Annotated in this window: 25 protein-coding genes; 16 read left to right on the top strand and 9 right to left on the bottom strand. The window is 70.4% G+C overall.

The window, feature by feature from the left end; translation table 11 throughout:
• Positions 1–27 precede the first annotated feature (27 nt).
• Entirely contained in the window at positions 28–597 is a 570-nt protein-coding gene (locus E1161_RS09720; RefSeq protein WP_132621806.1) for a SigE family RNA polymerase sigma factor, read from the bottom strand.
• Positions 598–691: 94 nt separating this feature from the next.
• Between E1161_RS09720 and E1161_RS09715 the strand changes: the two genes are divergently transcribed.
• The 4 genes from E1161_RS09715 (at position 692) to E1161_RS09700 (ending at position 4,067) form a co-directional block, all read left to right on the top strand.
• Entirely contained in the window at positions 692–970 is a 279-nt protein-coding gene (locus E1161_RS09715; RefSeq protein ID WP_132621804.1) for a YciI family protein, read from the top strand.
• Between the two features lie 208 nt (positions 971–1,178).
• Complete coding sequence (gene fbaA / locus E1161_RS09710) at positions 1,179–2,213, top strand: class II fructose-bisphosphate aldolase (protein WP_132621802.1); 1,035 nt, start codon at positions 1,179–1,181, stop codon at positions 2,211–2,213.
• 190 nt (positions 2,214–2,403) lie between these two features.
• Positions 2,404–2,814 carry a DUF3151 domain-containing protein gene (locus tag E1161_RS09705; RefSeq protein ID WP_132621800.1) on the top strand — a complete coding sequence of 137 codons (411 nt, stop codon included), beginning with the start codon at positions 2,404–2,406 and terminating at the stop codon, positions 2,812–2,814.
• A gap of 164 nt (positions 2,815–2,978) precedes the next feature.
• Complete coding sequence (locus E1161_RS09700; RefSeq protein ID WP_235874905.1) at positions 2,979–4,067, top strand: FUSC family protein; 1,089 nt, start codon at positions 2,979–2,981, stop codon at positions 4,065–4,067.
• Here the strand turns inward: E1161_RS09700 and E1161_RS09695 are convergent.
• The 3 genes from E1161_RS09695 to E1161_RS09685 form a co-directional block, all read right to left on the bottom strand.
• Positions 4,064–4,306, bottom strand: coding sequence for a hypothetical protein (locus E1161_RS09695; protein WP_132621796.1), 243 nt, complete (start codon positions 4,304–4,306; stop codon positions 4,064–4,066). The two genes, E1161_RS09700 and E1161_RS09695, sit on opposite strands and share 4 nt — an antisense overlap.
• A gap of 191 nt (positions 4,307–4,497) precedes the next feature.
• Positions 4,498–5,130 (bottom strand): HNH endonuclease family protein, encoded by a 633-nt coding sequence (locus E1161_RS09690; protein WP_132621794.1) that lies wholly within the window; start codon positions 5,128–5,130, stop codon positions 4,498–4,500.
• A gap of 153 nt (positions 5,131–5,283) precedes the next feature.
• On the bottom strand, positions 5,284–5,922 hold the full coding sequence (locus E1161_RS09685) for a hypothetical protein (RefSeq protein WP_132621792.1): 639 nt from the start codon (positions 5,920–5,922) through the stop codon (positions 5,284–5,286).
• Between the two features lie 166 nt (positions 5,923–6,088).
• On the opposite strand from E1161_RS09685, the gene E1161_RS09680 reads away from it, so the two are divergent.
• Positions 6,089–7,375, top strand: a complete 1,287-nt coding sequence (locus E1161_RS09680) for an adenylosuccinate synthase (protein WP_132621790.1) — start codon at positions 6,089–6,091, stop codon at positions 7,373–7,375.
• A 3-nt stretch (positions 7,376–7,378) separates the two neighbouring features.
• Here E1161_RS09680 and E1161_RS09675 read toward each other — a convergent pair whose 3' ends face one another.
• Together E1161_RS09675 and E1161_RS09670 are read right to left on the bottom strand one after the other, a co-directional pair.
• Positions 7,379–7,624 (bottom strand): hypothetical protein, encoded by a 246-nt coding sequence (locus tag E1161_RS09675; protein WP_132621788.1) that lies wholly within the window; start codon positions 7,622–7,624, stop codon positions 7,379–7,381.
• 180 nt (positions 7,625–7,804) lie between these two features.
• On the bottom strand, positions 7,805–8,905 hold the full coding sequence (locus tag E1161_RS09670) for a glycerophosphodiester phosphodiesterase (RefSeq protein ID WP_132621786.1): 1,101 nt from the start codon (positions 8,903–8,905) through the stop codon (positions 7,805–7,807).
• Between the two features lie 185 nt (positions 8,906–9,090).
• On the opposite strand from E1161_RS09670, the gene purD reads away from it, so the two are divergent.
• The 3 genes from purD (at position 9,091) to E1161_RS27095 (ending at position 12,066) form a co-directional block, all read left to right on the top strand.
• Positions 9,091–10,353 (top strand): phosphoribosylamine--glycine ligase, encoded by a 1,263-nt coding sequence (gene purD / locus E1161_RS09665; RefSeq protein WP_132621784.1) that lies wholly within the window; start codon positions 9,091–9,093, stop codon positions 10,351–10,353.
• Positions 10,354–10,606: 253 nt separating this feature from the next.
• A complete protein-coding gene (locus E1161_RS09660) occupies positions 10,607–11,770 on the top strand; it encodes a pyridoxal phosphate-dependent aminotransferase (protein ID WP_132621782.1) in 1,164 nt (387 codons plus the stop codon).
• A gap of 131 nt (positions 11,771–11,901) precedes the next feature.
• On the top strand, positions 11,902–12,066 hold the full coding sequence (locus E1161_RS27095; RefSeq protein ID WP_165939735.1) for a hypothetical protein: 165 nt from the start codon (positions 11,902–11,904) through the stop codon (positions 12,064–12,066).
• A gap of 106 nt (positions 12,067–12,172) precedes the next feature.
• Here the strand turns inward: E1161_RS27095 and E1161_RS09655 are convergent, their stop codons facing one another.
• Positions 12,173–12,769, bottom strand: a complete 597-nt coding sequence (locus tag E1161_RS09655) for an HAD family hydrolase (RefSeq protein WP_132621780.1) — start codon at positions 12,767–12,769, stop codon at positions 12,173–12,175.
• A gap of 20 nt (positions 12,770–12,789) precedes the next feature.
• Positions 12,790–13,812: a threonine aldolase family protein gene (locus E1161_RS09650; RefSeq protein ID WP_132621778.1), complete on the bottom strand. Its 1,023-nt coding sequence runs from the start codon at positions 13,810–13,812 to the stop codon at positions 12,790–12,792.
• 167 nt (positions 13,813–13,979) lie between these two features.
• Between E1161_RS09650 and E1161_RS09645 the strand changes: the two genes are divergently transcribed.
• From E1161_RS09645 to purB, 6 genes are all read left to right on the top strand, one after another.
• A complete protein-coding gene (locus E1161_RS09645) occupies positions 13,980–14,495 on the top strand; it encodes a SigE family RNA polymerase sigma factor (protein WP_132621776.1) in 516 nt (171 codons plus the stop codon).
• 51 nt (positions 14,496–14,546) lie between these two features.
• A complete protein-coding gene (locus E1161_RS09640; RefSeq protein ID WP_235874904.1) occupies positions 14,547–15,164 on the top strand; it encodes a hypothetical protein in 618 nt (205 codons plus the stop codon).
• An 88-nt stretch (positions 15,165–15,252) separates the two neighbouring features.
• A complete protein-coding gene (locus E1161_RS09635) occupies positions 15,253–15,837 on the top strand; it encodes a TetR/AcrR family transcriptional regulator (protein ID WP_132621772.1) in 585 nt (194 codons plus the stop codon).
• Positions 15,838–16,084: 247 nt separating this feature from the next.
• Positions 16,085–16,258, top strand: coding sequence for a hypothetical protein (locus tag E1161_RS27090; protein WP_165939734.1), 174 nt, complete (start codon positions 16,085–16,087; stop codon positions 16,256–16,258).
• A gap of 86 nt (positions 16,259–16,344) precedes the next feature.
• Positions 16,345–17,571 carry a threonine synthase gene (locus E1161_RS09625; RefSeq protein WP_132621768.1) on the top strand — a complete coding sequence of 409 codons (1,227 nt, stop codon included), beginning with the start codon at positions 16,345–16,347 and terminating at the stop codon, positions 17,569–17,571.
• 200 nt (positions 17,572–17,771) lie between these two features.
• On the top strand, positions 17,772–19,205 hold the full coding sequence (gene purB, locus E1161_RS09620) for an adenylosuccinate lyase (protein WP_132621766.1): 1,434 nt from the start codon (positions 17,772–17,774) through the stop codon (positions 19,203–19,205).
• A gap of 101 nt (positions 19,206–19,306) precedes the next feature.
• Here purB and E1161_RS09615 read toward each other — a convergent pair whose 3' ends face one another.
• Positions 19,307–19,954, bottom strand: a complete 648-nt coding sequence (locus tag E1161_RS09615) for a TenA family protein (RefSeq protein WP_132621764.1) — start codon at positions 19,952–19,954, stop codon at positions 19,307–19,309.
• A gap of 72 nt (positions 19,955–20,026) precedes the next feature.
• Between E1161_RS09615 and E1161_RS09610 the strand changes: the two genes are divergently transcribed.
• Together E1161_RS09610 and E1161_RS09605 are read left to right on the top strand one after the other, a co-directional pair.
• Complete coding sequence (locus E1161_RS09610; RefSeq protein WP_132621762.1) at positions 20,027–20,917, top strand: phosphoribosylaminoimidazolesuccinocarboxamide synthase; 891 nt, start codon at positions 20,027–20,029, stop codon at positions 20,915–20,917.
• Between the two features lie 158 nt (positions 20,918–21,075).
• Positions 21,076–21,819, top strand: coding sequence for a DUF2334 domain-containing protein (locus E1161_RS09605; RefSeq protein ID WP_132621760.1), 744 nt, complete (start codon positions 21,076–21,078; stop codon positions 21,817–21,819).
• Positions 21,820–21,856: the final 37 nt, after the last annotated feature.

Raw genomic sequence — 21,856 nt, 5'->3', positions numbered from 1 at the left:
GTCTGATTCACCGAATATAGACCGTCGTCAGCTCGCCATGTGCTTCTGCAACGCCTCCAGGGCGCGGCTCGCCGTCGACTTGACGGTGCCCTTCGAGACGCCGGTCGCCTCGGCGATCTCGGCCTCCGACAGGTTGCCGTAGTAGCGCAGCACGAGCACCTCGCGCTGCCTGCGCGGCAGCTTGCCCAGCGCGTCCACCACCGCCTGGTGCTCGGCGGTGAGCATCGCCAGCGACTCCGCCGAGCGCGCGTTGGCCTGGTGCGGCGGCTGGTACTCGCGGGCGGTCTTGCGGCGGCGCAGCATCGAGCGGGACCCGTTGACGACCGCCGTGCGCAGGTAGGCGATCGCGGCGTTGGCGTCGCGCAGCCCGGACCAGTTCCGGTAGAGCCCGGTGAAGGCCTCCTGGACCACGTCCTCGGCGCTGCTGATGTCGTCGACCAGCAGGATCGCCAGCCGGACCATCCGCATCCGCTGCTGCTTGTAGATGTCCTCCAAGGACAGCGGTTGCTGCGTCTCCCGGTGGGCTCCGTCCAACTTGCGCAGCGTGCCGAAGGTCTTCTCGACGCTGCGCTCGATCCCATCCGAATCACCGCCCATGATCGAAGAACTTACCGGGCGAGGATGGGTTCGCGGGGCGGGTTCGGGTTAGCGTCCATGGCGATCGTTGAAACCGCCGCTAGGGAGGCAGAACATGGCGAGGTTCGTTGTCGAGCTGGTCTACGGGCCTGATGAGGAGAAGCGGCTGGCGGTCCGCCCGGAGCACCGGGAGTACTCGCGCGGACTGGCCGAACGGGGCACGCTGCTGGCCGGCGGGCCCTACACCGACGGCGAGGGCGCGCAGATCGTCTACGAGACCGCCGACGAGGCCGAGCTCGAGGACGTCCTGGCCGCCGACCCGTACACGAAGGCCGGGGTGATCGCCTCGACCACCGTCCGCCAGTGGGAGGTCGTCACCGGCGCTTGGCTGTAGGCGGCAGGCGCTCCGGCGTGTGAGTATGTGCACAGGATCGTTTTCTGAATCCTTGCACCAACTTTTCAAAACAACACCGCTGGGGCACTGTGACGCGCGAAAGAGTGGTATGTGCCCCGACGCGCCGCGGACGGTGCGCTGGGGTTCCTAGGATGCTGCGCGATCTCGCGTCACTTCACGACCGAACTCCATCTGAGGAGGATGACCGATGCCCATCGCGACCCCCGAGGTCTACGCGGAGATGCTGGACCGGGCGAAGACCGGTGAGTTCGCCTACCCAGCGATCAACGTGACCTCGTCGGAGACGCTCAACGCGGCGCTGCGCGGGTTCGCCGAGGCCGAGAGTGACGGCATCATCCAGGTGTCGACCGGGGGTGCCGAGTTCGCCTCCGGCACCAAGGTCAAGGACATGGTCACGGGTGCCGCCGCGCTCGCCGAGTACGCGCACGTCGTCGCCGCCAAGTACCCGGTGAACATCGCGCTGCACACCGACCACTGCCCGAAGGACAAGCTCGACGGCTACGTCAAGCCGCTGATCCAGATCAGCCAGGAGCGGGTCAACCGCGGCGAGAACCCGCTGTTCCAGTCGCACATGTGGGACGGCTCGGCGATCGACCTCGACGAGAACCTGCAGATCGCGCAGGAGCTGCTGGAGCTCTCGGCCAAGGCCAAGATCGTCCTGGAGCTGGAGGTCGGCGTCGTCGGCGGCGAAGAGGACGGCGTCGCCAACGACATCAACGACAAGCTCTACACCGCGCCCGGCGACTACATCAAGACCGTCGAAGCCCTCGGCACCGGCGAGAAGGGCCGCTACCTGCTGGCCGCGACCTTCGGCAACGTGCACGGCGTCTACAAGCCGGGCAACGTCAAGCTGCGCCCGGAGATCCTCAAGCAGGGTCAGGACGTGGTGTCGGAGAAGCTGGGCCTGGCCGCCGGCTCCAAGCCGTTCGACCTGGTCTTCCACGGTGGTTCCGGTTCGCTGCTGGAGGAGATCCACGAGGCGGTCTCCTACGGCGTGATCAAGATGAACATCGACACCGACACCCAGTACGCCTTCACCCGGCCCATCGCCGACCACATGCTGAAGAACTACGACGGTGTGCTCAAGATCGACGGCGAGGTCGGCAACAAGAAGACCTACGACCCGCGCAGCTACCTCAAGGTCGCCGAGCAGGCCATGGCCGCTCGCGTCGCCCAGGGCTGCGAGGTCCTCAAGTCCGCAGGCCGCATGATCGCCGGCTGATCATCGATGTTGCTGCTCGTGCTGCTTGGCGGTGCGGGTGGCGGAACCTGAGCGACTCACTGGCTCCGGGATCCGAGTCTGGTGTATGCAGCTTGCCTGACGTTGGTCGGCTTTGTTGTTCTGCGACGGTCCGTCCGCCCGGTGGGTGGACGGACCGTCGTCGTCTTGGGCGAAGTGCGAGGATGGGTGCATGACGAGGAACCTGTTGGAGCCGCCGGAGACGCTGCTGCCGGAGAGCCCGGAGGCGCAGGGCGCCCTGGACGCAGGCACCGACCCCGCCGAGGTCGCCGCGCAGCACCCGGCGTTCAGCGCCGCTTGGGCCGCGCTCGCCGACAACGCCCTGAACAGCGGCGAGAACATCGCCGCCTACGCCTACGCGCGCACCGGGTACCACCGCGGTCTGGACGCCCTGCGCCGCTCCGGTTGGAAGGGCTTCGGCCCGGTCCCGTGGCGCCACGAGCCCAACCGCGGCGTGCTCCGCTCGATCGCGGCGCTGGCCAAGGCGGCTCGAGCCATCGGCGAGACCGAGGAGTTCGACCGCTGCCGCCAGCTCCTCGAGGACAGCGACCCGGCCTCCCTGGAAGCCAACGACCTCGCCTGACCCGCAACCGTCATCACCACACACCCCCGCGATCACCGCCGAGTTCCGGGGCCGGATCACGGCGGTGATCGGGTTTCGGATCGCGGCGGTGGTCCGGGTCGGGTGACTGCGGCGGTGGCCGGATCTGCCGGTGGAGATGGCATTCGATGGCGGAGGATGGGTTCGTGGGGCGTTTGCGCGAGGAGTTGACCCGCCGGTTCCGGCGGTTGCTGCGAACCGGTGTGCCGATCGTCCAGTGCGCGCTGGCCGCCGGTGTGGCCTGGTTCCTCGCGCACGACATCGTCGGGCACGTCGCGCCGTTCTTCGCCCCCATCGCCGCGGTGATCTCGCTGGGCGTCTCGCTCGGGCAGCGGATGCGACGAGCCTTGGAGCTGGTCGTCGGCGTGTGCATCGGTGTCGGGGTCGGCGACGTGCTGATCTCGGTGATCGGCACCGGGACGTGGCAGATCGCACTGGTCGTCGCGCTGGCGATGTCCACGGCCGTGCTGCTGGACAGCGGGGGCGTGATCGTGCTGCAGGCAGCGTCGTCATCGGTGCTGGTCGCGACGCTGCTGCCGCCGGCCACGGCCGGCGGGCTGACGCGGATGCTCGACGCCGCGATCGGCGGGCTGGTCGGCTTCGCCGTCGCCGCGCTGCTGCCCGCCAACCCCCTCGCGGTCGCGCACCGCAACGGTCGCGTGGTGCTGGGAGCGCTCGCCGACGCGTTGCGCGGGGTCGCGAGCGCGGTCGCGCACCGGGACGTGTCGATGGCCGCTGATGTGCTGGCCGACGCCCGCAAGAGCCACAAGTCCGTCGAGGAGTTCCGCGCCGCGCTGGAGGCCGGGGCCGAGATCGCCCGGTTCGCGCCGATCCGCTGGCGCAGGCGCGGCGACCTGGAGCGCTACGAGAACGCCGCTACCCCCGTCGACCGCGCGCTGCGCAACACGCGCGTGCTGGCCCGGCGGGCGCTGGCCGCGCTGCGCGACGAAGAACCCGTTCCGCGCCCGCTACCGGGCATGCTGGAGGAGCTCGCGGGAACCGTGGTGCTGCTGCGCGACGAGCTGGCCAGCGGCAAGGATCCGCTGCAGGCGAGGGACGCTGCGCGCTCGGTCGCCAAGAAGTCCACAGTGGAACTGCTCGGCGAGGGCGACTTCTCGATGCAGGTCGTGGTCCTGCAGGTGCGTTCGATCGCCGTCGACCTGCTGCAGGCGTCCGGCCTGACCCGCACCGAAGCCGTCGCGGCCCTCCCGCCGTTGCACCCGGACGAGGGCTAAGGCCGGTTCAGCACGGCCGCCAGGCAGGCGTGCAGCGGCTCGTGGTCACGCGGGTCGTGCAGCTCGCAGTCGGCCGCTGAGAGGCGGTACCACTCCTCAGCGCCGGAGTAGCGGATGCGCACCCGCACCGCGCCCTGCTCGCAGGAGGTCGCCAGTTCCAGCTCGCCGGTGATCACGCCCACCTCGTCGGTCAGAACCCCGCCGGGAGGTGCGGTCAGAGTCGTGCGCAACTCGCCCATGACCGCAGTATGCCCTCGCCGAGTTCGTGCGGGGGCGCTTCGCGTGGCGGTGCGGAACCTGAGGCCGCCCTCCTGCTCCGGGCGCGCCGACTCATGTGGCCAGGTGCACAGCGCCGACGCGCCGTCACAGGAGGACCGCCCCGCGGCGGTGCCAGCTGATCAGGTGGTGGGGCGGAAGCGGCTGTGCCGCTTCAGCAGCCGTCCAGGGCGGTCTGGAGAGCGCCCTTCTCGGCTTCGGTGATGGTCAGCTGGTACTTGTGCTTGGTGCCGACCCACATGGAGGCGTAGGCGCAGTGGTAGTCGGCGGCCGGCGGCATCCAGGTGTCCGGGGTCTGGTCGCCCTTCTCCTGGTTGACGTTGTCGGTGACAGCGATGAGCTGCGGGCCTTCCAGGTCGTTGGCGAACGCCTGGCGCTGGTCCTGGGTCCACTCGGCGGCACCCGAGCGCCACGCGGCGGCCAGCGGAACGATGTGGTCGATGTCCAGGTCGGACGGCTGGGTCCAGGTCTCGCCGTCGTACGGGCTGGCCCAGCTGCCCGCGGTCGGGTAGCAGTCGGAGCCGACCTCGACGCCGTCACCGTCCCGCTTGAGCACCGCTTCGCGGGTGTTGCAGTTGTCCGGCCCGTCGATCCAGTGCGGGAACTCCTCCCGGCTGTAGCCGTCCATCGAGCCTTCGGCTGCGACGGTCAGGTCAGCGAGCTCGGCCTTGGCCGTGGTCGGGTCGGGGACGCCCGGCGGCTCGGCGGCGGCCGGGGTGGCGAGCCCGATGCTGATCAGTCCGGCCAGCGGCAGGGCGGTCAGGGTGGCGCGCAACGAACGTGACATGGCTTCCTCCGCAATGGGCTTGGTCGCCTGCTTCGGGATGACGATTGCCCACGTGGGTGGCCGATTCAATGCCGAGGAGTGGCCGGGAGGTGACATGGCGTGAAGTCGCCACCGCTCGTGCCACCTATATGTGAATTCCACACACCCCGGTGATCAACGCGCCAGGTTGAGGTCCTCGGTGTGCCGGTACCAGACCCACTTCTCCACCGGCCTGGGATGATCGCTGCCGTCGTGCCGCACGGTGGCCGACCGGAACGACGCCTGGAAAGCCCGCCCCCGGGCCGATCCGGTGCGACGGCGCAGCAGCCGGCGCCGGGTGACGCTGACCCGCAGCCCGTCCATCGGGGGCTCGATCGTGTGGTTCAGCGGATCTGCCGTCGGGTCCGGCAGCGGTGCCGCATCCGGGTCCGGGGAGACCACGAAACTCTGCGCGGCGCCGTTGAGGACCTGCTCGTCGTCGCAGTACGCCTGGCCGGTGACCGGCGCGATCACGCCCTCCCCCAGCAGGATTCCGCCCGAGTCGTCCCTGATCAGCGGCACCGGTCGCGGGGGCGCGGTCAGCGCGCGCTCGAAGTCCCCGACGCCCAGGCCCCACAGCCGGGCCACCGGTGAGTCGGCCACCGGCACGTAGCCGACGGCCAGTTCGGTCAGCCGTTCCTTGCGCAGCAGCCGCAGGACGACGGCGGCGAGGTCCATGTCCGTGCCGTGCACGACCACCCGATCGGTTGCTCCTGCCAGCAGCGGATCGACCTCGTTGCGACCCGGCGCGGCGGAAACTTCGTGCCATTGCACAGAGTCACCGGACGGACGCGCTGCGCCAGCAACGTTTCCGCAGGACAATGCGGTGGTACTCACGATTCGCTCCTGGTTTACCCTGATCGACCGGCATACCCCGTGGTGGGAGCGGGCGAAGCGTGCGGTCACGCTGGCGACCACCCAGTCCAGGTTGGAGTTTCACATGCCGGCGATCGTGCTGATCGGCGCCCAGTGGGGCGACGAAGGCAAGGGTAAGGCGACAGACCTGCTCGGCGAGCAGGCGCAGTGGGTCGTGCGTTACCAGGGCGGCAACAACGCGGGACACACCGTCGTGCTCCCGGACGGGCAGGACTTCGCGCTGCACCTCATCCCGTCGGGAATCTTGACCCCCGGCGTGACGAACGTGATCGGCAACGGCGTCGTCGTCGACCCGGGCGTCCTGCTGGAGGAGCTCGCCGGGCTGGAGGAGCGCGGGGTCGACACCTCGCGGCTGCTGCTGTCCGCCGACGCGCACCTGATCATGCCGTACCACGTGGCCATCGACCGCGTGACCGAGCGGTACCTGGGCAAGAAGCAGATCGGCACCACCGGCCGCGGCATCGGCCCCTGCTACCAGGACAAGATCGCTCGCGTCGGCGTCCGGATGCAGGACCTGCTCGACGAGAAGATCCTGCGCCAGAAGGTCGAGGCCGCCCTCGACATCAAGAACCAGATCCTGGTCAAGGTCTACAACCGCCGCGCGATCGACGCGGAAGAGGTCGTGGACACCGTGCTGGGGCAGGCGGAGAAGTTCGCGGGCCGCATCGCCGACACCAAGCTGCTGATCAACAAGGCGTTGGAGCGCGGCGAGCGGGTGCTGCTGGAAGGTTCGCAGGGCACGCTGCTCGACGTCGACCACGGCACCTACCCGTTCGTGACCTCCTCGAACCCGACCGCCGGTGGCGCTTCGGCCGGTTCCGGCGTCGGCCCGACGAAGATCAGCGCGGTGATCGGCATCCTCAAGGCCTACACGACGCGCGTCGGTGCGGGCCCGTTCCCGACCGAGCTGACCGACGAGGCCGGCGAGAACCTGCGCAAGCAGGGCGGCGAGTTCGGCGTGACCACCGGTCGCTCGCGGCGGACCGGTTGGTTCGACGCGGTGATCGCCCGCTACGCGACCCGCGTCAACGGCATCACCGACTACTTCCTGACCAAGCTCGACGTGCTCTCCGGCCTGGAGACCATCCCGGTCTGCGTCGCCTACGACGTCGACGGCGAGCGGGTCGAGGACATGCCGATGACCCAGACCGGCGTGCACCACGCGGTTCCGGTGTACGAGGAGATGCCGGGCTGGTGGGAGGACCTCAGCGACTGCCGCAGCTTCGAGGACCTGCCTGCCAACGCCCGCGCCTACATCGAGCGCATCGAGGAGCTCTCCGGAGCCCGCGTGTCGGCGGTCGGCGTGGGCCCGGGACGCGATCAGACGATCGTGCGCCACTCGATGGCATGATCCTCACCGGTTCCGCCGGAAACCTCCCAGGGCCGCTTCCCGCAGGTCCAGTTCGCGGAGGACGCGGCGCAGCACCTCGTCGCCGAGGTGGCCCGCGTCGCCTTCGTCCGCGATCGCCGAGCGCTGCACCGCGATGATGTTGCGGCGAAGTTCGGAGAACGTCCGGGTCGAGGTGTCGGCGCGCTCGGCTGGAGTGCGCCGACACCTGCTCGGTGCCGCCAGGTCCTGGTGCTCGACCACGTCCCGCACCCGGGCGAGCACCTGGTCCAGCGCTGAGCGCTGGCAGTGCGCGCCGCCCAGGTAGGCCAGGGCCGCGCTCGCGGCTGTCCGGCGAGCTAGGTGCGCTGCGCGGCGATCACCCGCGACGACGGAACCGCCGCCCCCGGAAGAGGACGGCGGTTCCAGCTCACCCGGATCGACCCGGGCTGGTCAGCGCTGGTCGCGAGCGGTGATGGCGAGGTCGGGCATGTCGCTGAAGACGCCGTCGATGCCCTGGTCGAACAGGGCGTGGAAGAAGCCGAGGGCGTCGCCCCACTGGGCCGGGTCCTGCGAGGACTGGAAGTCCTCCGGCAGGAAGGTGTTCTCGGCGCGGACGGTGTAGGGCACGACCTGCAGACCGGCGGCGTGGGCGTCGGCGACGACCGCGGTCGGCTCGGTGAGGTGGTTGCTGTCGTCGACCGGGAGGATCACCTTGGTGTCGGGGCCGATCACGTCCGCGTAGGTCGAGATCTCCTCCAGCCCCTCCGGTGTGACCAGGTCGGCGTAGGTGCGCGGGTCACCGGACTCGATGAAGTCCTGCGGTGCCCCGCTGTTGCTGATCAGCTGCGCCAGCCGCACCTGGAGCTCACCGCGCAGCTCCTTGAGGTTGCCGACCTCGAAGGACTGCACGACGACTTTCGCGCCCCGCTCGTTCAGGCCGTTGGCGTTCAGCGCCTCGACCACGCCGGGCTCCAGCGCCAGACCCAGACGGCGGAAGTGGCTGGGGTGCTTGGTCTCCGGTGCCACGCCGATGTCGCGGCCGAGTTCCTCCGACAGCCGCGCCCGCAGGTCGAGCACCTCCTGGAAGGTGGGCACCTCGTAGAGGCCGTCGTAGACGGTGTTGTGCTGGCGGATTTCCGGGATGCGCTCCTCGGCGCGCAGCGTCTTGAGCTCGGCGAGGGTGAAGTCCTCGGTGAACCAGCCGGTCATCTCGGTGCCGTCGACGACCTTGGTCGTCTTGCGGGAGGCGAACTCCGGGCGCTCGTCGACGTCGGTGGTGCCGCCGATCTCGGGCTCGTGCCGGGCGACCAGCACGCCGTCCTTGGTGGGCACCAGGTCGGGCTCGATGTAGTCGGCGCCCATGCGCGCGGCCAGCTCGTAGGAGGCGAGCGTGTGCTCCGGCCGGTAGCCGGAGGCGCCTCGGTGGCCGAACACCTCGATCTGGGCGGTGTCCGGAGCCGGCTCGGCGGCAGCGGGCCCCACCGAGGTGATCACCCCGAGCGCGGCAGCGCTCACAACGGACAAAGCGATCAACCGTCCCCGAATCTTCATGTTTCTCCTCGTTCCGACTGCGGCGGCTCCACCCAACCCCCCTCATCCGACGCCAGGGACACACCAGTGCGACATGCGGCCGACCGCCGGATGAACGCCGCGCGACCTGCGATGCGCCATCCGGCGGCAACACTTCCCCGGGGGCAGCCGCCAAGTGGCCCACCGCACGCTCTACGCTGCGTTTCGTGCGAATCCTCGTGATCGGCGGCGGCGGCCGGGAGCATGCGATCGTGTTGGCGCTGTCCCGTGATCCGTCCGTGACGGCACTGGCCTGCGCGCCCGGCAACGCCGGTACCGCCGCGTTCGCCGAGTCCTACGCCGTCGACGTCGCCAAGCCCGACGAGGTGGCCGCGCTGGCCACCCGCTGGAAGGCCGACCTGGTCGTCTTCGGACCGGAAACACCGCTGGTCGCAGGCGCTTCTGACGCCGTGCGGGCCGCGGGCATCCCGTGCTTCGGCCCGTCCAAGGCCGCGGCCCGCATCGAGGGGTCCAAGGCCTTCGCCAAGGACGTCATGGTCTCCGCCGGCGTGCCGACCGCGCGCAGCGAGATCGTGGACAACCCCGCGAAGCTGGACGCCGCGCTGGCCGGTTTCGGCCCGACCTGGGTGGTCAAGGACGACGGTCTGGCCGCGGGCAAGGGCGTGCTGGTCACCGGCGACTTCGACGCCGCCCGCGCGCACGCCATGAAGCTGCTCGACGGCGGCCACCCGGTGCTGCTGGAGTCCTTCCTCGACGGGCCCGAGGCCTCGCTGTTCTGCCTGGTCGACGGCACCACGGTGGTCCCGCTGCTGCCCGCGCAGGACTTCAAGCGCGTCGGCGACGGCGACGCGGGCCCGAACACCGGTGGCATGGGTGCCTACGCGCCGCTGCCGTGGGCCCCGGACGACCTGGTCGACACAGTGGTGCGCACGGTCGTGCAGCCCACCGTCGACGAGCTCGACCGCCGCGGCAGCCCGTTCTCCGGTTTGCTCTACGCCGGTCTCGCGCTGACCTCGAACGGCCCGCAGGTCATCGAGTTCAACTGCCGCTTCGGCGACCCCGAGACCCAAGCCGTGCTGGCGCTGCTGCACACCCCGCTGGCGCAGCTGTTCAACGCCGTCGCGCGCGGTGAGCTCGCCGAGCAGCCGGAACTGGAGTGGGAGCAGGGCTCGGCGGTGACGGTTGTGCTGGCCGCCGAGGGTTACCCGGGCCGTCCGCGCGTCGACGACGTCATCAAGGGGGCGGACCTGCAGGGCGTGCTGCACTCCGGCACGCGCCGCCGCGAGGACGGCGCCGTGGTGTCGTCGGGCGGGCGGGTCCTGTCGGTCGTGGCCACCGGCCCAGATCTCAGCGCTGCGCGCGACGCGGTCTACGAGCGGGTCGAACGAGTCCACCTGCCCGGCGCGCACTGGCGCACCGACATCGCCCGTCGCGCGGTCGATGGCGAGATCAGCGTTCCGAAGTACTGACGACCGGCGGCACCGAGACGTCGGTGCCCGTTCGGCGGGGCGCCCGCCTGACGGTCCACGCGCGGCCGCCGGCTCCGTCGGGGGCATCACCGATCCGATGCCCGCCGCACCTCCGGTGACCAGCGCGACCTGGCCTTCCGGACGTGCCGGGCGCCATCACCTCATCCGCATCTCATCGGACGAGAACACCGCTACAGATGATTGCCGCTCCCGGTCATCGGGATCCGCACCGACATCTGGCACGCTGGCTCGCATGGTGAAGCCCGCCGCGCTGGCCGCAGCTCAACGTGCGAACGTAGCCCCGTTCCAGGTCATGGAGGTCCTCACGGCAGCAGCCGCCCGGCAGCGGGCGCGCGGCGACGTCGTGTCGCTGGCCGCGGGTCAGCCCTCCACCCCGGCGCCGAAGGCGGTCCGCGAGGCCGCCGCGCGGGCGCTGGAGAGCAACGCGCTCGGCTACACCGAGCAGCTGGGCGTCCTGGAGCTGCGGGAAGCCATCGCCGGGCACTGCGAGAAGGCGTACGGCAAATCCGTACCGGTGGACGAGGTCGTCGTGACCACGGGTGCCTCCGGCGCGTTCCTGCTGGCCTTCCTCGGCGCCTTCGACGCCGGTGACCGGGTCGCGCTGGCCAGCCCTGGGTACCCGGCCTACCGCAACATCCTGTCGGCGCTGGGCTGCGAGGTCGTGGAACTGCCCTGCGACGCGTCCACCCGGTTCCAGCCGACCGTCGAGATGCTCGAAGGCCTCGACGAGCCGGTGCGCGGGCTGATCGTCGCCAGCCCCGCCAACCCGACCGGCACCGTGCTCTCCCGCGACGAGCTCGCCGGGCTCGCGGGCTGGTGCGAGGCCAACGGGGTGCAGCTGATCAGCGACGAGATCTACCACGGCCTCAGCTACGGCGAACCGCTGCACACCGCGCGGGAGTTCTCCGCCGAGGCGATCGTGGTCAACAGCTTCTCCAAGTTCTGGTCGATGACCGGGTGGCGGCTCGGCTGGATGCTCGTGCCACCACGCCTGCTGCGCGCGGTCGACTCGCTCACCGGCAACTTCACCCTCTGCCCTCCCGCGATCTCGCAGCAGGCGGCGGTCGCGGCGTTCAGCCTGGAGGCCTACGACGAGGTGCAGGCCCACGTCGAGCGCTACCGGGAGAACCGGACGCTGCTGCTCGACGGTCTTGCGGAGGCGGGCATCACCAAGGTCGCCCCCGCCGACGGCGCCTTCTACGCGTGGGTGGACATCAGCGACCACACCGACGACGCGGCGTCGTTCTGCCGCCGCCTGCTCGACGACACGGGCGTGGCGCTGGTCCCGGGCGTCGACTTCGACCCGGCCCGCGGCCACCACTACCTGCGCCTCTCCTTCGCGGGCGATCACCGCGACATCACCGAGGCCGTTCACCGGCTGGGAGCCTGGCTGTAGACCCCGGTGGTGCGCTGGACCTCAGGGGCACCCTGATGTTTTCCCGGAACCGGCCCTTCGACCTGCCGATTTCCGCGTTCCCTCTGGCAGGCTGGACCCGCGGGACTTTCCCCGGTGAAGAGGTGGTCGTGATGTTGTGGAAGGTGATCGGCGGTCTGCTGGTCCTGTGGCTGGTGGTCTCCGCCGCCGGAGTGCTGATCGAGGGCCTGTTCTGGCTCGCCGTGATCGGCGGGGTCCTCTTCGTCGCCACCGCCGCCCTCGGCTGGGCCAAGGACAAGAAGGAGATCAAGCCCTAGGCCCGTCGAGCACGTCGGAGGCGGTGTCGCGGCGTGCTCGCCACGACGCCGCTCGGACCCGGCCGGTGCGAGCTGCGCAGGTGGTGGAGGACAGGACCTTCGGTGCTCAGGCGGTCAGTCGCTCCCGGAGGAGGTCGCGGGCGTGGTCGGCCGAGCGCCAGAGCTCGGCGTTCAGCCCTGCTTCCCGGGCGCCGGCGATGTTCTCCGCTCGGTCGTCGAAGAACAAGCACTCCGCGGGCTCGGCGCCGATGGTGTCGAGCAGGATCTGCCAGATCTCCGGCGCGGGTTTGGCGACGCGCAGGTCGCCGGAGAACAGCAGGTGGTCGAAGAACCGCGCCCACGGCTTGCTCTCACCGGCGCGGGCGAACGTCGACGAGGCGTTGGACAGCAGCGCCAACGGGACCTCGCGCCGGTGCAGGTCTTCCAGCAGTGCCAGCGAATCCGGATCCGCGGACATCCAGCCGTCGACGTCGACGCTGGTCAGGCGGTGGATCAGCGAGTCGTCCAGCTCGCGGTCCAGCCGTGCCGCCACCGCGCGCCAGTAGTCGGCGTCGGACCGGCCCGCGTCGTAGTCCCGGCGCTCGGCCCAGTAGGCCCTCTCGAACTCCGCGGGATCGGTGTCCAGCAGCGCCGCCATGTCGGGCAGCGTGTCGGTGCGTCGGCTGATGACCTCGCCGTAGTCGAAAACGATCCACCGCAGCATTCGAAACTCCGCTCCTCGCCCTAGATCCCGGCTTCGCCGATCCGGCGCAACGCTTCTTCCACGTCCGGCTTCGACACGTCCCGATGCGTGACGAACCGGACCTGCCCGTTCATGGGCACCGCCAGCACGCCCACCGAGCGCAGCCGCTGCAACGTCAGCTGCACGTCCGGGACGGCCGCGAGCAGCATGTTCGTCTGCGGCGCGGTCACCTGCCAGCCCTGCTCGGTCAGGCCGTTGGCGAGCACCCGCGCGCTGTCGTGATCATCCGCCAGCGCGTCGACTCGGTCCAGCGCGACCAGCCCTGCCGCCGCCAGCACGCCGCCCTGCCGGACGCCGCCACCGAGCATCTTGCGGATCCGCCGCCCGGCCTTGATGAACTCCGCTTCTCCGGCCAGCACCGATCCGACCGGCGCGCCGAGGCCCTTGCTCAGGCACACCTGCACGCTGTCCACGCCCACCGTCAGCGCGGCGGGAGGCACTCCGAGCGCGACCGAGGCGTTCCACAGCCGGGCGCCGTCGAGGTGCACCTTGAGGCCGAGCTCCTTCGCCGCGGCCGCCAGCCGGGCGTGCTCGTGCGGCGGGAGGACTGCGCCACCGGCGCCGTTGTGGGTGTTCTCCAGGCACAGCAACGTGGTGTGCAGGGCGTCGTAGGCCATGGTGAGGTTCGCGTGCGTGCGCACCGCCTCGGCCGTGGGCGCGCCAGGACCGGCGTCCCACTCCAGCGGATCCGGCATCCCGCCCGCCAGCCACGCCGCCGAACCGAGCTCGTGGTTGAGCACGTGCGCACCGCGCGGCGCGAGGAAGCGGTGGCCCCGCTCGAGGTGCAGCATCAGCGCGATCAGGTTGCCCATCGTGCCGCTGGGCACCCACAACGCCGAGGCGGTGCCCAGGAGCTGGGCCACCCGTTCCTCCAGCGCGCGCGTGGTGGGATCGTGGTCGAGTACGTCATCGCCGACTTCGGCGGCGGCCATCGCGGCAAGCATCTGCTCGTCGGGACGAGTCACCGTGTCGGAGCGGAGGTCGATGGGCGCCGGAGTGGTCACGAACGGATCACATCACACCTGCGCGGGGTCCAGGCAATGGCCCTGTGGGACGTGATCTCACCGCTGCGGTATCAATCACAGGTGGATCGGCTCGAAACAGCGTGCAACGGTTCGGGCACGCGATCCCGTCATAGCAGTGCAGGCAACGAACGAGCGGAGAGTTCCGCGTGGACCAGCGCGAAGAGCAGGAGTTCGCGGAGTACTTCGTGGCTCGGCGGGAGGCGGTGCGTCGGATGGCGTACATGATGTGCGGCGATTGGCACCGCGCGGACGATCTCGCCCAGACCGCGTTCATCGCCCTGCACCGCCACTGGCGGAAGGTCCGGGACAAGGGCGCGCTGGACGCGTACGTGCGCCGGACCTTGACCCGGGCGGTGATCGACGAGTCGAGGCGGCCCTGGCGACGGGAGAGGGCCGCCGAGGCTCTGCCGGACAGTCCGGTCGACGGCCTGGACGTGGATGACTCGGTGTCCACCAGGCAGACCCTCATCGCCGGGTTGCGCAAGGTGCCGCCGAAGCAGCGCGCGGTGCTGGTCCTGCGGTTCCTCGAGGGGCTGGACGTCGCGGGAGTGGCGGCGGTGATGCGATGCAGCGAGGGAACCGTGAAGAGCCAGTGCGCCCGGGGGTTGGCGACGCTGCGAGAGGTGCTGGGAGACGAGCTCGGGGATCTGAGGTCCGCGTGAAGGGGGTGCGGGGTGGACGAGCGCAAGCTCGAGGAGCTTTTCCGTGACTCGGTGCGAGCCGTTCCGCCGGCGTCGTTCGACGAAGGTGACGTCTCGACGGCGTCGCGGCGGATCACGGCCCGGCGCCGGATGACCGCGACCGCCGGTGGGACGGTGGTGGCGGCTGTGGTTCTGGTCGGCGGGATCGGTGTGGGAGCCGGTTGGTTCTCGTCGACGACTGACACGGTGGCGGGCCCGCCACCCGTGGCGCCGCTGACGGAGGGCCCCGGCCCGCAGGTCGGGTCCAGCGGGATCACCCCGCGCTCGGCCGGCTGCGAGCCGGACGCGTCGCTGGTCGAGGCGGTCGAGGTCACGCTGCCCGAAGCCGGGAGCACCACGCCGACGTCGGTGCGAACGTGCCCGACCGGCGCGAGAGCGGCGGCGTTCTCGCTGCGCGACGGTGCTGCGGCCGGGCGGGTGACGGTGATGATCAGCCCGGCGGGCGCGGCGCAGGCGGGTCAGTCGACCCCGGGTGACGTGCAGCGTCCCGACGGTGCGCAGCAGTCGGTGCGCAAGGCGCGCAGCGGCAAGCTCGTGGTGGTGCTCAGCGAGCCCGAGGCCGGTTCGCCGGGGGCTCCGTTCGTCGCGCGGGTCGGCAGCATCGCCGGGGATCTCGCCACCCGGTTCTGATCGGTGGAGCGGCTGGTCGGCCGTGCTGCGGGGCTCCTCCGCAGCGGCGATCAACCGGAGTTCCGGACACGGCTTAGGATCGCGGGTCATGACAGCGGCCAGCACACCGAAGGGCGAGCGGCGGCGGCAGGCGTTGGTGGCGGCTGCGGCGCAGCTGCTCGTCGAGGGCGGGTTCGACGCGGTGCGGCACCGCGCCGTGGCCGAGCGCGCCGCTCTTCCGCTGGCGTCGACCACCTACTACTTCTCCTCGCTGGAAGACCTGATCACCGCAGCGGTGGAGCACAACGCAAGGGAGGAGCTCGCCGCCGGGCGAGCCCGCCTCGCCGATCTGTCCGAGCAGCATCGCAGCACCGACGCGGTGATCGAACTGCTGCTGGACCTGCTCCTGGGTGTGGATTCCCGCCACGGCGGCGTGGAGCCGGTGCTGCTGCGCTACGAGCGGTTGGTCGGTTCGCCGCGCCGCCCCTACCTGGCTCCGCTGATGCGCGAGATGGCCGTCGAGCTGCAGGAGCTGCTCGCGGAGATCTTCTACCGCAGTGGCGTGGAGGTGGGCGCGGAGCGGCTCACCGAGCTGGTCGCGCTCGTCGACGGAGCCGTGGTCAACGCGCTGATCGAGTCCGATCCCGATCCGCGTGGAGTGGCCCGCAGGATGTTGCGGACGCAGCTCTCCTGATCCGCGTGCAAGAACGCTGCTCGGTCATCTGGCGAACCGAGAACGTTCTTCCACATCAAAAGTCCCAACTGGTTCCCGCGTAGTTCTCGACCTCAACTATTCCTTCGCATTCTGGGCACTTCCTCGTGACTTTCTTCGTCAGTGGATCGCGTCCCAGAGGGGTTGACTGCGGAATCTTGATCTGAACGTCGCAGAGCGCCGCTACGCATTGCCCTGCGTATACCGCCCCTGGTCGCATGGTTGTCGCGTGGCGTTCCGCCTGACCTGCGCCCACGATCCAGAACACGTCCTGCCGCTCTTCGGCGAACCTGGTGATGTCCATCCGCTCCCGTTCCTGTGCACAGCCGCGAATGTGTCGGCCAACGATAAGTTCGCGCCGTTGTATTCGTCCAGAATCCCACACCTGATCGAGCGGAATTGATGATTTCGCCGAACCAGTGATTGACGGGAAAATGTTCCGACGTGAACGCCCTGGACCGGACGGGTTCGGCGGGCCAGGATCCGCTCATGGTGAACTCCACGGGAAGCACCCTCAGCCACCTCGAGTGCACTGCGTGCGGACGCATCTTCGACGCCGACGTCCTGCACCGGTCGTGCGAGGAGTGCGGCAAGGTCCTGTACCCGCGCTACGACCTGGCGAGGGTCCGCCTACGGCCGTCGGACCTGGTGTCCCGGGAACCTTCGATGTGGCGCTACCGGGAGGTGCTGCCGATCCGCGACGCCGAGCACATCGTGAGCCTCGGCGAGGGGTTCACGCCGCTGCTGGCCGCACCGCGGCTGTCCGAGCGGCTGGGCATCGCCGACGTGCGGATCAAGGACGAGGGGCAGAACCCGACCGGCAGCTTCAAGGCGCGGGGCATGTCCGCCGCCGTGTCGCGCGCCCGGGAGCTGGGGGCCAAGGCCGTCGCCGCGCCGTCGGCGGGCAACGCCGGTGGAGCGCTCGCCGCCTACGCAGCGCGCGCCGGACTGGCCGCCGCAGTGGTGATGCCCGAGGACTGCCCGCGCATCAACCAGGTCGAAGCAGTCGTCTCCGGTGCCGGTACGTGGCTGGTCGAGGGCCTGATCGACGACGCCGGACGCCTGGTGCGCACCACCTCCGAGGCGCGCGGCTGGTTCGACGTCTCCACGCTCAAGGAGCCCTACCGCGTCGAGGGCAAGAAGACGCTCGGCTACGAGCTGGCCGAGCAGCGCGGCTGGGAGCTGCCGGACGTGGTGATCTACCCGACCGGCGGCGGCACCGGGCTGGTCGGCATGTGGAAGGCGTTCGCCGAGATGACCGAGCTCGGCTGGATCGGCGAGGAGCGCCCGCGCATGGTCGTCGTGCAGGCCGAGGGCTGCGCCCCGATCGTCCGCGCCCACGACCAGGGCGAACGGCACGCGCCGCGCTGGGAGGACGCCACGACCGACGCCAGCGGCCTGCGGGTTCCCGTCGCCGTCGGCGACTACCTGGTCCTCGACGCCGTCCGCGACTCCGGCGGCACGGCGGTGTCGGTGAGCGAGGACGAGATGCGCGAGGCTACCCGGGAACTCGCCGCGTCCGAGGGCATCTACGCGGCACCGGAAGGCGCCGCGACGCTCGCCGCGCTCCGCCGACTCCGCGACACCGGCGCGGTCACCGGCTCCGACCGGGTCGTGCTGTTCAACACCGGTGCCGGCCAGAAGTACCCGGACTTCGTGCCTGCCGCGCCGGAGGTGGTCCCGGCGGACTCCCCCGCCTGGACGTCGGGCCTCTGAGCAGCCCGGCGGCGAAGCCGCTCTTCTCCTCGCCCACTCGAGCCCTGCACGCCGCCAGGGTTCTGAGCCGTGCTGTGGAGAGCAGACCGCGGATTGGCACGCATCAGGAGTGGCGCGCTAGGTCCACAGCGCGGCTCGGGTTCCCCTGCCCCTCCGCAACGCAAAACGACCTCGGAGAACGCGCTGGTTATCCTGACCGGGTGACGGACAAGCCCAGCATCCCCAATGTTCTCGCCGGTCGCTACGCCTCCCCGGAGCTGGTCGAGCTGTGGTCGCCGCAGCACAAGATCGTTCTCGAGCGGCGCCTCTGGCTGGCCGTGCTGCGCGCCCAGGCCGACCTCGGCATCGAGGTGCCCGAGCAGGCCGTGGCCGACTACGAGCGGGTGCTGGAGCAGGTGGACCTCGACTCCATCGCCGCGCGCGAGCGCGTGACCAGGCACGACGTGAAGGCCCGGATCGAGGAGTTCAACGCCCTCGCCGGTCACGAGCAGATCCACAAGGGCATGACCTCGCGGGACCTGACCGAGAACGTCGAGCAGCTGCAGGTCCGCCGCAGCCTGGAGCACGTCCGCGACCGCACCGTCGCCGTGCTCGCCCGGCTGGCCGAGCTCGCAGGGCAGAACGCCGAGCTGGTCATGGCCGGTCGTTCGCACAACGTCGCCGCGCAGGCCACCACGCTGGGCAAGCGCTTCGCCACCGCCGCCGACGAGCTGCTGGTCGCCTTCCGCCGCATCGAGGAACTCCTCGACCGCTACCCGCTGCGCGGCATCAAGGGCCCGGTCGGCACCGCTCAGGACATGCTCGACCTGCTCGGCGGCGACACCGACAAGCTCACCGAGCTGGAGCGCCGCGTCGCCGGTCACCTCGGCTTCGCCAGCACGCTCACCAGCGTCGGCCAGGTCTACCCGCGCTCGTTGGACTTCGAGGTGCTGAGCCTGCTCTCGCAGCTGGCCGCCGCGCCCTCCAGCGTCGCCAAGACGATCCGGCTGATGGCAGGGCACGAGCTGGTCACCGAGGGCTTCAAGCCCGGCCAGGTCGGTTCCAGCGCCATGCCGCACAAGATGAACACCCGCTCCTGCGAGCGCGTCAACGGTCTCGCGGTGATCGTGCGCGGGTACGTCTCGATGAGCGCGGAACTGGCCGGTGACCAGTGGAACGAGGGCGACGTGTCGTGCTCGGTGGTCCGCCGGGTCGCGCTGCCGGACGCGTTCTTCGCCTTCGACGGCCTGCTGGAGACGTTCCTGACGGTGCTCGACGAGTTCGGCGCGTTCCCCGCCGTCGTGGCCCGCGAGCTCGACCGCTACCTGCCGTTCCTGGCCACCACCAAGGTGCTGATGGGTGCGGTTCGCGCGGGCGTGGGCCGGGAGGTCGCGCACGAGGCGATCAAGGAGAACGCCGTCGCGGTCGCCTTGGACATGCGCGAGCAGGGCGCCGAGCGCAACGACCTCCTCGACCGGCTCGCCGCCGACGAGCGCCTGCCGCTCGACCGCGTACAGCTGGAAGCCCTGCTGGCCGACAAGCTGGCCTTCACCGGCGCGGCGTCGTCGCAGGTGAGCGACGTCATCGCCGCAGTGGAGAAGGTCGCGACCCAGTACCCCCAGGCCGCGACCTACTCCCCGAGCGACATCCTCTGATCGCAGGTGCTGCACGATTTCAAGGGGAATCAGGGACCGGACTTCAATGGAAACCGGAGACCCGAGTGCCGTTTGAAAATCGTGCGACCCGGGAGCAGTTCTCAGTCCCAGTGGGCGTTGAAGAAGTCGATCTCGCATCTGGTGGCCTGCTGGAACAGGCGCAGGCACCGGGCTCGTTCGCGTTCGTCCAGCTCGGCGCCGACGCGGTCGAGCTCGGAGCGCAGCCAGCTCACCCACTGCTGGAAATCGGGGTTGGCGTGCAGCTCGATCCACTCGGCGTGGACGAAGTTGTCCGGCTTCGCGGGGGCGCGCACGGCCCACTCCAGGTATGTCCACTCGGCGACGGTGAGCACCGTCAGGACCTCGGCGTAGCCGCCGTTGTCGCGGGTGTCGCGCATCAGCTCGCGGAACGCCACCGTCGCCGGGTCGAGCTCCGGGTTGACCCGGTCGGCCTCACCGATGCCCAGCGCGTCGAAGGAGCGCTGGAAGTAGGTGTTCTCCTCGCTGGTGACCACCGCGATGCTGCCCGCCAGCGCCAGCCGCGAGGAGTACCGGTCGGCCCGGGCGACGGCGGCTCCGAGCAGCGCCAGGAAGTCGTCCACGAACTGGTAGTCCTGCACCAGGTAGGAGCTCATGTACTCGTCGGGCATCGACCCGTCGAACAGCGCGTCGGTGAACGGGTGTTCCACGACCTCGGTCCAGTCTGGTTCGCTGCGACCACGCAGCCAGTCGGTGAAGTTGTCGGTCACGATCTCCTCCTCCTGATCCCCCCAATCCCACCACGTGCGAGCCGCCAACCTGCGGTGGGAGACAATCGCGTCGTGGTTGCACTCGCCGATTACCCCCAGATCGCGGCAGGCAAGGTTCGCCAGCTGCACGCCGTTGACGACGAACACCTGCTGCTGGTCGCCTCGGACCGCATCTCGGCCTACGACCACGTGCTGGCCACGCCGATCCCGGACAAGGGCGCCGTGCTCACCGCGATGAGCGTCTTCTGGTTCGAGCTGCTGGCCGACGAGCTGCCCAACCACCTGGTGGCCTACGACGACCCGCGCATCCCCGCAGAGGTGCGCGGCCGCGCGCTGCTGGTGAAGCGGCTGAGCATGGTGCAGGTCGAGTGCGTGGCCCGCGGTTACCTGACCGGATCCGGGCTGACCGACTACGAGCGCACCGGTTCGGTGTGCGGCGTCGCGCTGCCGGACGGGCTCGTCGAGTCGTCGCGGCTGCCGGAGCCGATCTTCACGCCGGCGACCAAGGCCGAGATCGGCGAGCACGACGAGAACGTGAGCTTCGAGGCCGTGGCCGCGAAGGAGGGCGCCGAGCTCGCCGCCGAGCTGCGCGACCTCACGCTGCGCGTCTACGCCCGCGCGGCGGAGCACGCGCGCGAGCGCGGGGTGATCCTCGCGGACACGAAGTTCGAGTTCGGCCGCAACGCCGCCGGTGAGCTCGTGCTGGGCGACGAGGTGCTCACCCCGGACTCGTCGCGCTACTGGCCCGCCGACGGCTACGAGGCGGGCAAGGTCCAGCCGTCCTTCGACAAGCAGTTCGTCCGCAACTGGCTGACCTCGGAGGAATCCGGCTGGGAACGCCACTCCGACACCCCGCCGCCCGCGCTGCCGGACCACATCGTCGAGGCCACCCGGGCCCGCTACATCGAGGCGTACGAGCGCATCACGGGCCGCTCCTTCGCCGACTGGTTGCAGGGCTCCTGACCCGTCGGCTTCACCCGGTAGCGGGATTGGGCGGCGTGTCGCGGGGTGGACCTGGCCTGTGCGTTTGATGGTTGCACGGTGGAGGTTCGCCGGATTTGCGTCGGGGGGACACCTGGCTTTCAGGTAACGGTCACCCGCGCCAGGCCGAATGGGTGTTTGTGAGCACGCCGCTCGTGGTGTCGTTGTCGGGGCTGGAGCACCGGTCGCTGGACAGCTGCGCGGAGTTCGCCGCGGAGCTGGACCGCCGGAAGGTCCCGCTGTCCCTGTTGATCTCGCCGAGCCCGACCGACCTCGACTCCCGCGACAGCAAGTCGCCGCTGCTCGGCTGGGTGGCCGATCGGCTCGACCGCGGGGACACCGTGAGCCTGCACGGCTTCGCCAGGACCGCACCCGGTCTGCGATCGCGGCTCGCGCCCGCGGCGCGGCTCCCCGCGCACGAAGCGGGTTTGCGGCTGGTGGCGGCCTCGGCGGTGCTGGAGCAGGCCGGGCTGCGCACGCACACGTTCATCCCGCCGCGCTGGCTGGCCTCGCCGGGGACGGTCCTGGCCGCTCAGCGGCGCGGTTTCGCGGTGTGCGCGGACGCCATGGGGGTGCGCGACCTCGGCACCGGCAGCGTGCTGCGCTCCCGCATCCGGATCTTGGGTCCGGGTGAGGTCGCCGAGCCGTGGTGGTGCCGGGCGCTGGTGCTGGGTGCCGGTCGCGCGGCTCGCCGGGGACGTGCCGTCCGCTTGGCGCTGGAGGCGCAGACGTTGGCAAAACCGGCAGTGCGCCACGCCATCCTGGACGCGGTGGACCTCGCGCTGCACCACGGCACCGAGCCGGTCACCTACGCGTCGTTCGCCACGGTCCGCTCCGAGCCGGACCGAATCCCGGAGCCGCGAATTCCGCACGAGGCCCGGTGATCGGGCGGTCCTGGTCGAGCCGTCCATGATCGACGGC

It is taken from the genome of Saccharopolyspora aridisoli (genome assembly GCF_004348445.1).
In the GTDB taxonomy this organism is placed as follows: domain Bacteria; phylum Actinomycetota; class Actinomycetes; order Mycobacteriales; family Pseudonocardiaceae; genus Saccharopolyspora; species Saccharopolyspora aridisoli.
The sequence above is the reverse complement of the archived record's forward strand: the minus strand, read 5'-3'. Positions and strand labels throughout refer to the sequence as shown.